This is a genomic window from Streptomyces sp. NPDC007875, assembly GCF_042868035.1.
Classification (GTDB): Bacteria; Actinomycetota; Actinomycetes; order Streptomycetales; family Streptomycetaceae; genus Streptomyces; species Streptomyces antimycoticus.
Genome location: NZ_JBIADZ010000077.1, coordinates 1 through 10,461 on the forward strand (window position 1 = coordinate 1; position 10,461 = coordinate 10,461).

The 10,461-nt window shown below is 74.0% G+C and carries 1 protein-coding gene and 1 pseudogene; both read left to right on the forward strand.

Features of this window, described 5'->3' with window-relative positions; all coding sequences use genetic code 11:
* Nucleotides 1-2,402 (forward strand): SDR family NAD(P)-dependent oxidoreductase (locus ACFYOY_RS48810; RefSeq protein ID WP_388594542.1); only part of this gene is annotated, 2,402 nt, incomplete at its 5' end.
* A 128-nt stretch (nt 2,403-2,530) separates the two neighbouring features.
* Nucleotides 2,531-10,461 (forward strand): annotated as a pseudogene (locus tag ACFYOY_RS48815) (SDR family NAD(P)-dependent oxidoreductase); the annotation flags it as partial.

The following is a 10,461-nucleotide window of genomic DNA, read 5'->3' on the forward strand; positions in this document are numbered from 1 at the left end:
CCATCCAAGACACCACCGAAACCCTCCCCGAGGTCCGGGCCACCATCACCGGCACCCTCCGCCGCCACGACGGCGGCCCCGACCGCGTCCTCACGGGGCTGGGAGGGCTGTTCGCGGCCGGGGTGCCGGTGGACTGGGGCGCCCTGTTCGCCGGTACCGGGGCCCGCCGGGTGCCGCTGCCCACGTACGCCTTCCAGCACCGGCACTACTGGTTGGAGCCCGCCAGGACACCGACGCGGGCCGAGACGGCCGACGGCTCCCTGTGGGCGGCCATCGAGGACGGAGACGCGCAGTCCCTCGCGCGGGATCTCGAGGTGGACGCGGCGGCCCTCGGCACGGTGCTGCCCGCCCTGGCCTCCTGGCGTCGGCGCAGCCGGGAGGACTCCCTCACGGACGCATGGCGGTACCGGATCGACTGGACGCGGGTGGCCACGGCCGACCCGCTGCTGTCGGGCCGGTGGCTGGTGCTGGTCCCGGCCGTGCGGGCCGGCTCGGCGCGGGTCCGTGCGGTGCTGGACGGGCTGGCCGCGCGGGGCGCCGAGGTGGTGGCCGCCGAGGTTTCCGAAACCGGCCGGGAGGCGCTGGGCGACCAGGTCAAGTCGGCGGACGGCTGTGCCGGGGTGGTGTCCCTGCTCTCGTGGGACGACCGCGCCGACATCGAGTACGGCACCGTGTCCACGGGCACCGCGGCGACGCTCGCGGCGGCGCAGGCGTTGCGGGACCACGGGGTCACCGCTCCGCTGTGGTGCGTCACCAGGGGCGGGGTCGCGGTGGCCGGTGAGGCGGCCGACCCGGTGCAGTCGGCGGTGTGGGGATTCGCCGCCGTGCTCGGGCTCGACCATCCGGACACCTTCGGCGGCCTGATCGACCTGCCGGCCGAAGGGGAGGGTGACGGCGAGGCGTTGCCGGACGGGCTGTTCGCGGCGCTGTCGTCCCCGGAGGGGGAGGACCAGCTCGCGGTGCGCGCCGACGGGCTGTTCGCACGCCGGATGGTGCGCGACCGGGACGGTTCCGGCAGCCCCTGGAAGCCGCGCGGCACCGTGCTGGTGACGGGCGGCACCGGCGGGCTCGGTTCGCATGTGGCGCGCTGGCTCGCCGCGAGCGGGGCGGACCATGTGGTGCTGCTCAGCAGGCAGGGCGGTGATGCGCCGGGCGCGGCCGAACTGGTGGCGGACCTGGCGGGGGTGGAGGTCACGGTCGCCGCCTGCGATGTGACCGACCGGGACGCCGTGGCCGCGGTGCTGGCGGAGGCGGAGCGGACCCATCCGCTGACCGCGGTGGTGCACACCGCCGGTGCCGGGCTGCCCTCGGCTCCGGTCACCGAGGTGACCGCCGAGGAGTTCGCCGCCGTGACGGGGGCGAAGGTGCGCGGCGCGCTGGTGCTGGACGAGCTCGTCGGCGGCCGGGAGCTGGACGCGTTCGTGCTGTTCTCCTCCGGTGCCGGTGTCTGGGGCAGTGGTGGACAGGCTCCGTACGCGGCGGGCAATGCCTTCCTGGACGGACTGGCGGCCCGGCGGCGGGCGCGCGGGCTGGCGGCCACGTCGGTGGCGTGGGGCGGCTGGGGCGGCGGGCTCGGCATGATCGACGCCGACGGCGGCGACCAGTGGCGCCGTATCGGCATCCTGCCGATGGATCCGGCGCCGGCGCTGCGTGCGATGGCGCGGGCCGTGGGCGGTGGTCTGCCGAATGTGATCGTCGCGGACGTCGACTGGGCACGGTTCGTGCCGGGCTACACGATGGCCCGGGAGCGGCCGCTGCTGCGGCAGTTGCCCGAGGTCGCCGAGATCCTGGCGGCGGACACGCCGGGCGGGGGCGCATCGCGGCGGGAGGTGCTCCTGGGCAGCCTGGCCGAGCTGACCGGCCCGGAGCAGGAGGTGTTCCTGACCGATCTGGTGCGGCGTGAGGCGGCGGCCGTGCTCGGGCATGCGGACGGGGACGCGGTGGAGCCGGAGCGCGCGTTCAAGGACACCGGGTTCGACTCGCTGACCGCGGTGGAGCTGCGCAACCGGATCAACGCGGCCACCGGGCTGCAGCTCTCCCCCACGGTGGTGTTCGACTATCCGAAGCCGACCACGCTGGCGAGGAGGCTGCGCACGGAGCTGGTCCCCACCGTGGACGGGGACGCGGACGGGACCGCGGACGGCGGGGCCGCCGACGCGGAGGGCCGCGAGCGGGAGATCCGGCGGGTACTGGCTTCGGTGCCGCTGCGCCGCTTCCACGAACTGGGGGTACTGGACGCGCTGGTGCGCCTCGCACACTCCACGGCCGGCGACCTCAGTGGTCCGCGCGACCTCAGTGGTCTGGGCACCGCCGCGGAGGCGGAGACCTCCGCGCTCGCGGAGCTGGATGCCGATGAGCTGGTGAGCCGGGCGATGCGCGGCACGACCTTCGGAAACGACTGACGCCGCGGTTGCGGAGAGGAGTACACATGGCTGCGTCCCGGGAAGACCTGGTCAAGGCGCTGCGTACCTCGCTGATGGACGCCGAGCGGCTGAGGCGGGAGAACGACCGGCTGATCGCCGAGTCCACCGAACCGGTGGCGATCGTGGCGATGGCGTGCCGGCTGCCGGGCGGGGTGACCGATCCGGAGTCGCTGTGGGAGCTGGTGGACGAGGGGCGGGACGCGATCGGGCCGTTCCCCACGGATCGCGGCTGGGACCTGGAGACCCTGTTCGACGCCGATCCTGACGCCGTGGGCAAGTCCTACGTACGCGAGGCGGGATTCCTGGAGGGGGCGGGCGGGTTCGACGCCGCGTTCTTCGGCATCTCGCCGCGCGAGGCCCTGTCGCTGGATCCGCAGCAGCGGCTGCTGCTGGAGACCGCGTGGGAGACCTTCGAGCGGGCGGGGATGGATCCTCGGTCGGTGGAGGGCCGGGACATCGCGGTGTTCGCCGGGGGCAGCGGCCAGGGGTACGGCAGCGGCCCGGGCGAGGCGCCCAAGGGCCTGGAGGGCTATCTGGGGGTCGGCGCTTCCGGCAGTGTCATCTCCGGGCGCGTGTCGTACACGCTCGGGCTGACCGGGCCCGCCGTGACCGTGGACACCGCCTGTTCGTCCTCGCTGGTGGCCGCCCATCTCGCCGTGCAGGCACTGCGGTCCGGCGAATGCTCCATGGCGCTGGCCGGTGGTGTCGCCGTGATGGGCCGGCCCACCGCCTTCGTCGAATTCTCCCGGCAGCGTGGCCTGGCGCCCGACGGGCGCTGCAAGTCCTTCGGCGAGGGCGCCGACGGCACCACCTGGTCCGAAGGTGTCGGGCTCGTTCTGCTGGAGCGGCTGTCCGACGCCCGCCGCAATGGCCACGACGTGCTGGCCGTGATCCGGGGCACCGCGGTCAACCAGGACGGCGCCTCCAACGGACTCACCGCGCCCAACGGCCCCTCCCAGGAGCGGGTGATCCGTCAGGCCCTGTCCAACGCCGGGCTGACGGTGGCCGATGTGGACGCGGTCGAGGCCCACGGCACCGGCACGGCCCTCGGCGACCCCATCGAAGCGCAGGCCGTTCTCGCCACCTACGGCCAAAAGCGCCCGGAGGACCGGCCGCTGTGGCTCGGCTCCCTCAAGTCCAACATCGGCCATGCGCAGGCCGCCGCCGGCATCGCCAGTGTCATCAAGACCGTCATGGCCTTACGTCACGGCCGGCTGCCGAAGACCCTCCACGCCGAACAGCCCACCTCCCAGGTGAACTGGACCACGGGCGCGGTGTCCCTGCTCACCGAGGCGCGGGCGTGGCCGGAGACCGGACACGCCCGCCGCGCCGGGATCTCCTCCTTCGGCGTCAGCGGAACGAACGCACACGTCATCCTGGAACAGGCCCCTGAGGACACCGGGGAGAACACCGCCGGTCAGGAACCGCCCGTCCGCTCGGCGGAGTCCGCAGACCCCGGCCCGGTCGCCACCGGCCACGTGGTGCCGTGGGTGCTCTCGGGCCATACGCAGGCGGCGCTGCGTGCCCAGGCCGCCCGGCTGCTGACCCAGATGCGGGAGACGCCCGCCGACAGCTTGCTGGACGTGGGCTGGTCACTGGCCACCACCCGGACCCGGCTGGACCACCGCGCGGTCGTGCTGTGCGCCGATGCCGAGCAGGCCGTCGCGGGGCTGGATGCGGTGGCCTCGGGCACGTCCGCCCGGTCGGCGGTCACCGGGTCCGTGGCCTCCGGAAAGGTGGCGGTGCTGTTCACCGGCCAGGGCAGCCAGCGGGCCGGAATGGGCCGCGAACTGCACGGCGGCTACCCGGTGTTCGCGCGGGCCTTCGACGCCGTGTCCGCCCAGTTCGGCGACCTGCGCGACGGGGACGACAAGGTCTCGCTCGCCGAGGTGGTCTTCGCCGAGGAGGGGTCGGCGAGGGCAGCGCTGCTGGACCGGACCGAGTTCACCCAGCCCGCGCTGTTCGCGCTGGAGGTGGCACTGTTCCGGCTCGTGGAGTCGTGGGGGGTGCGCCCCGCGTATGTGCTGGGCCACTCGATCGGCGAAGTGGCCGCGGCCCATGTGGCCGGGGTCCTGTCCCTGCCGGACGCCTGCACATTGGTACGGGCGCGCGGGCGGCTGATGCAGCAACTCACCGCGACCGGGGCGATGGTCGCGGTGGAGGCGGCCGAGGACGAGGTGGCGCCGCTGCTCGCGGGGAAGGAGCACAAGGTCTCCATCGCCGCGGTCAACGGCCCGACCTCCGTGGTCGTCTCCGGTGACGAGGACGTGGTCACGGCGGTGGCGGAGACGCTGGCGCGGCAGGGCCGCAAGGCCAAGCGGCTCGTGGTCTCGCACGCCTTCCACTCCCCCCACATGGACGGGATGCTGGAAGCGTTCCGCGAAGTGGCGTCCCGGCTGGCCTACGCGCCGCCCCGGATACCCGTGGTGTCGAACCTGACCGGCGCGGTCGCCGATCCCGAGGAGCTGTGCTCCCCGGAGTACTGGGTGCGGCATGTGCGGGGCGCGGTGCGGTTCCTCGACGGCGTCCGCACACTGGCCGATGAGGGCGTGCGCACCCATCTGGAACTCGGCCCGGACGGGGTGCTGACCGCGATGGGGCAGGACTGTCTGCCCGAGGCGGACGCGGCGTTCGTGCCGTCCCTGCGTCCGGGCGTCCAGGAGGCCCACGCGGTGCTGGCCGGGCTCGCCGGTCTGTACGTACGGGGTGTGCGGGTGGACTGGGACGCGATGTTCGCCGGATCCGGCGCCCGGCGCGTCACCCTGCCCACGTACGCCTTCCAGCACGAGCACTACTGGCTGGAGCGGGCCGCCGGATCCGGCGACGTGGGCGCGGTGGGGCTCGGCGAGGCGGGCCACCCGCTGCTGGGCGCGGTGGTGCAGCTCCCGGAGACGGGCGGGGTGCAGCTCAGCGGGCGGCTCTCGGTGCGGGCCCAGCCCTGGCTGGGCGAACACGTCATCTCCGGGGCGGTGCTGGTGCCCGGCACGGCCATGGTGGAACTGGCCGTCCGCGCCGGGGACGAGACCGGCACCCCGGTGCTGGAGGAGCTGGTGATCGGGCAGCCGATGGTGCTGCCCGGCGACACCGCCCTGAGCGTCCAGGTCGTCGTGGGCGCGGACGAAGGCGGGCGGCGTACGGTGCGGATTTACTCCCGCGCCGACGGGAGCACCGACTGGACCGAGCACGCCACCGGCACGCTCGCGGCGCAGGGCCCGGCACCGCTGGACGGGGCCGCGGACGGGGCCACCGTCGAGTGGCCGCCCGCGGAAGCCGAGCCGATCCCGGTGGAGGACTTCTATCGCTCGCTCGTCGACGCCGGTTACGCGTACGGTCCGGCGTTCCGCGGGCTCGTCGCCGCGTGGCGCCGGGACGGCGAGATCTTCGGCGACGTGGCGCTGCCGGAGGCGTCCGTCGCGGAGGCCGAAGGGTTCGGCATCCACCCGGCGTTGCTGGACGCCGCGCTGCACGCGGGCAGCTTCTCTCTGCCTTCCGACCCGGCGCGACAGGTGACCTTGCTGCCGTTCGCCTGGAACAACGTGCGTCTGCACGCGGGCGGCGCGTCCGCGGTCCGGGTGCATGTCCGCCCGGCCGGCGACGACGCCTTCTCGGTACGTCTGACCGACGGCTCGGGCCGGACGGTGGCCTCCGTGGACTCGCTCACCCTGCGCGCGGTGGACCCGGCCCAGCTGGAGACCGGCACGGCCGACGACGCGCTGTGGACAGTCCGCTGGAGCGAGACCTCCCTGCCGGACGGCGCGGTCTCCTGGGCCCCGCTCGGCGAGTCGGCCACCGGAGGCGCCGGGGCCACCGGAGGCGTCGGGGCCATGGGGGGCGCCGGAGGCGCACGGGACGCAGGGGGGGCGCTTCCCGACGTCCTCGTGGCCGACACGCGTGCCTGGGCCGAAGACCTCACCGGGCCGCCGCCCGCGCGGGCCCGGGAGCTCACCGGCCGCCTGCTGCGGGAGATCCAGCGGTGGGTCGCCGACGACGCGATGGCGGGGACGCGGCTGGCCGTGGTCACCCGCGGCGCGGTCGCGGTGCACGACGACACCGAGGTCACCGACCCGGCCGCCGCCGCAGTCTGGGGCCTGGTCCGCTCGGCCCAGGCCGAACACCCGGGGCGGGTGGCCCTGGTGGACGCCGAGGGTGCCTGCGCGGAGCTGCCCGCCGGGGTGTGGTCCGGGGACGAGCCCCAGCTGGCGGTGCGCGGTGGCGCCGTGTGGGTGCCACGCCTGGCCCGGGTCGAGCCCGGCCTGCGCGTGCCCGCGCGACCGTCGTGGCATCTGGACTCGGCCGAGTACGGCACCCTGGACCATCTGGCGCTGCTGCCCGACGAGGCCGAGCCCGCACCGCTGGCGGCCGGTCAGGTGCGGATCGAGGTCCGCGCCGCCGGGCTCAACTTCCGCGACGTCCTGGTGGCTCTCGGCATGTACCCGGGCCGGTCGGTGATCGGCACGGAGGGCGCCGGTGTGGTGACCGAGGTCGGTCCGGGCGTCGAGGGCCTGACCGTGGGCGACCGGGTGATGGGACTGTTCTCCGGCTCGTTCGGGCCGCTGGCCACCGCCGACGCGCACACGGTGATCCGGATGCCGGAGGGCTGGTCGTTCGGCACGGCGGCCGGGGTGCCGGTGGCCTATCTGACGGCGCTGTACGCGTTGCAGGACCTCGGGAGGGTCCAGCGGGGCGAGACGGTCCTGGTGCACGCCGCCGCGGGCGGTGTGGGCATGGCAGCCGTCCAGCTCGCACAGCACTTCGGCGCCACCGTCCTGGGCACCGCCCACCCCTCCAAGCACCACGCCCTCCACCGGCTGGGCGTTCCCGCCGAACGGCTCGCCTCCAGCCGCGACCTCGCCTACGCCGGCACCTTCCCCACCGCCGACGTCGTCCTCAACTCCCTCACCGGCGAGCACATCGACGCCTCTCTCGGACTTCTCAACCCCGGCGGCCGGTTCCTGGAGATGGGGAAGACCGACCTGCGGGAGCCCGGCGAGGTCGGGGCGCGGCACCCGGAGGTCACCTACCGGGCGTTCGACCTCGGCGGGGAGGCCCCCGCGGAGCGGGTGCGGGAGTTGCTGCACCAGCTGGTGGAGCTGTTCGAGGCGGGCCGGATCGAACCGCTGCCGGTGCGGCAGTGGGACATCACCCGCGCCCCCGAGGCGTTCCGCTGGATGAGTCAGGGACGGCACACGGGCAAGATCGTGCTCACTCTGCCACGCGCCCTGGACCCGGACGGCACCGTCCTGGTCACCGGTGGCACGGGCACCCTCGGCGCCACCGTCGCCCGCCATCTCGTCACCCGGCACGGCGCACGCCATCTGCTGCTGGTCAGCCGCCGGGGACCGGACGCACCTGGCGCCACAGACCTGACCACCGAACTCACCAAACGCGGCGCCACCGTGCACATCACCGCCTGTGACACCGCCGACCGTGCCCAACTCGCCACCGTACTCGCCGACATCCCGGCCGACCATCCGCTCACCGCCGTGGTCCACACGGCCGGGACGCTCGACGACGGCATCCTCACCGCACTCACCCCGGACCGACTCGACACCGTCTTCCGCCCCAAGGTCGACGCCGTCAGCCACCTCCACGACCTCACCCGCGACAAGGACCTGGCGGCGTTCGTGGTGTACTCGTCCGCCGCCGGAGTCCTCGGCGGACCCGGCCAGGGCAACTACTCCGCCGCCAACGCCTATCTGGACGGTCTCGCACAGTGGCGCCGTGCGCGCGGGCTCCCCGCCACCTCGCTGGCGTGGGGCATGTGGGCACAGACCAGCGGCATGACGGCCGGGCTCGGCTCCGGCGATCTGCACCGGGTGCGGCGCGGCGGCATCGTCGGGCTGTCCACGGCAGAGGCACTGGACCTCTTCGACCGGTCGGTGCAGTCCGGGCTGTCCCTGCTGGTGCCGTTGCGGTTCGATGTCGCCGCCCTCGGCGCGGAGGCCGCGGAACCGCCGCCGCTGCTGCGGGGGCTGGTCCGGCCGGCCCGGCGTACGGCCCGGCCGGTGCCGAAGGCCGGTGAGGGCGGCCTCGTCGAGCGGCTGGCCGGGCTGTCGGCGGCCGAACAGGAGCGTCTGCTCGTGGAGTTGGTCCGCGAACAGGCGGCTTCGGTGCTCGGGTTCCCGACCGTCGACCCGATCGGGCCGGAGCAGGCGTTTCGCGATATGGGGTTCGATTCACTGACCGCGGTGGAGCTGCGCAACCGCCTCAACGCGGCCACCGGGCTGCGGCTGCCGGCGACGCTGGTTTTCGACCACCCGACCCCTTTGGCCACCACCGAGTTCCTGCGGGATCAACTGGGCGGGCGGGTGGTCGAGGCCACGCCCCGCCCGGCCCGGCGCGACCGGTCCGTTCCGGACGGGGCCGAGGATCCGGTCGTCGTGGTCGGCATGGGCTGCCGCCTGCCCGGCGACGTCCGCACCCCCGAGGACCTGTGGCGGCTGGTCGCCGCCGGAACCGACGCGATCGGACCGTTCCCGCAGGACCGGGGCTGGGACCTGGCCGGGCTGTTCGACTCCGACCCGGACGCCCTGGGCAAGTCCTACGTACGCGAGGGCGGTTTCCTCACCGACGCGGGCGGCTTCGACGCCACCTTCTTCGGCATCTCCCCACGCGAGGCCCTGTCGATGGACCCGCAACAGCGCGTCCTGCTGGAGACCGCGTGGGAGACCCTGGAACGCTCCGGGATCGTTCCCACGTCACTGCGCGGACAGGAGGTCGGGGTATTCGTCGGGGCCAGCGGCCAGGGGTACGGCACCGGTCCGGGCGCGGCGCCCGAAGGCTTGGAGGGCTACCTCGGCGTAGGCGGCGCGACGAGCGTGGCGTCGGGCCGGGTGTCGTACACCTTCGGCCTGACCGGTCCGGCGGTCACGGTGGACACGGCGTGCTCCTCCTCGCTGGTAGCCCTCCACCTCGCCGTACAAGCCCTGCGCTCCGGCGAATGCACGATGGCACTCGCCGGCGGTGTCGCCGTCATGGGCCAGCCCGGTGCCTTCGTCGAGTTCTCGCGCCAGCGCGGGCTCGCGTCCGACGGCCGCTGCAAGTCCTTCGGCGAGGGCGCCGACGGCACCAATTGGTCCGAAGGCGTCGGTCTGGTGCTGCTGGAACGACTGTCCGACGCTCGCAGCAACGGGCATGATGTCCTGGCCGTGATCCGCGGCAGCGCGGTGAACCAGGACGGGGCCAGCAATGGACTGACCGCGCCGAACGGGCCCTCCCAGCAGCGGGTGATCCGCCAGGCGCTGGCGAACGCCGGGCTGACGGTGGCCGATGTGGACGCGGTCGAGGCCCATGGCACCGGCACCGCCCTCGGCGACCCCATCGAGGCACAGGCACTCCTGGCCACGTACGGCCAGGACCGGCCGGAGGACAAGCCACTGTGGCTCGGTTCGCTGAAGTCCAACATCGGCCACACCCAAGCGGCCGCAGGCATATCCAGCGTCATCAAGATGGTGCTGGCGATGCGGCACGGCACGCTTCCCCGGTCCCTGCACGCCGACGAACCCACCACACAGGTGGACTGGACGTCGGGCGCGGTATCCCTGCTGACCGAGGCGCGGCCCTGGCCGGAGACCGGACACCTACGCCGGGCCGGGATCTCCTCTTTCGGCGTCAGCGGGACGAACGCACATGTGATCCTGGAGCAGGCTCCAGAAGCGGCCGCACCGCAGGTGGACGACGCCGGCGATATCCCTGGCCTGGTCGCCACCGGCGGGATCGCGCCCTGGATCCTGTCGGCCAAGACCCCCACGGCCCTGCGAGCTCAGGCCCAACGGCTCCTGGCCCACCTGGAATCCGGGGTGGACGACCGCCCCCTCGACATCGGCTGGTCGCTGGCCACCACCCGCACCCTCCACGACCACCGCGCCGTCATCCTCACCGACACCGAGAGCGATGAGGCCACCTCCGCCCTCACCGCCCTCGCGACCGGACAGCCGCATCCACGCCTCACGACGGGCTACGCCACTCCCCACGGCAAGACGGTGTTCGTCTTCCCCGGCCAAGGCGCCCAATGGGCGGGGATGGGAGCACAACTCCT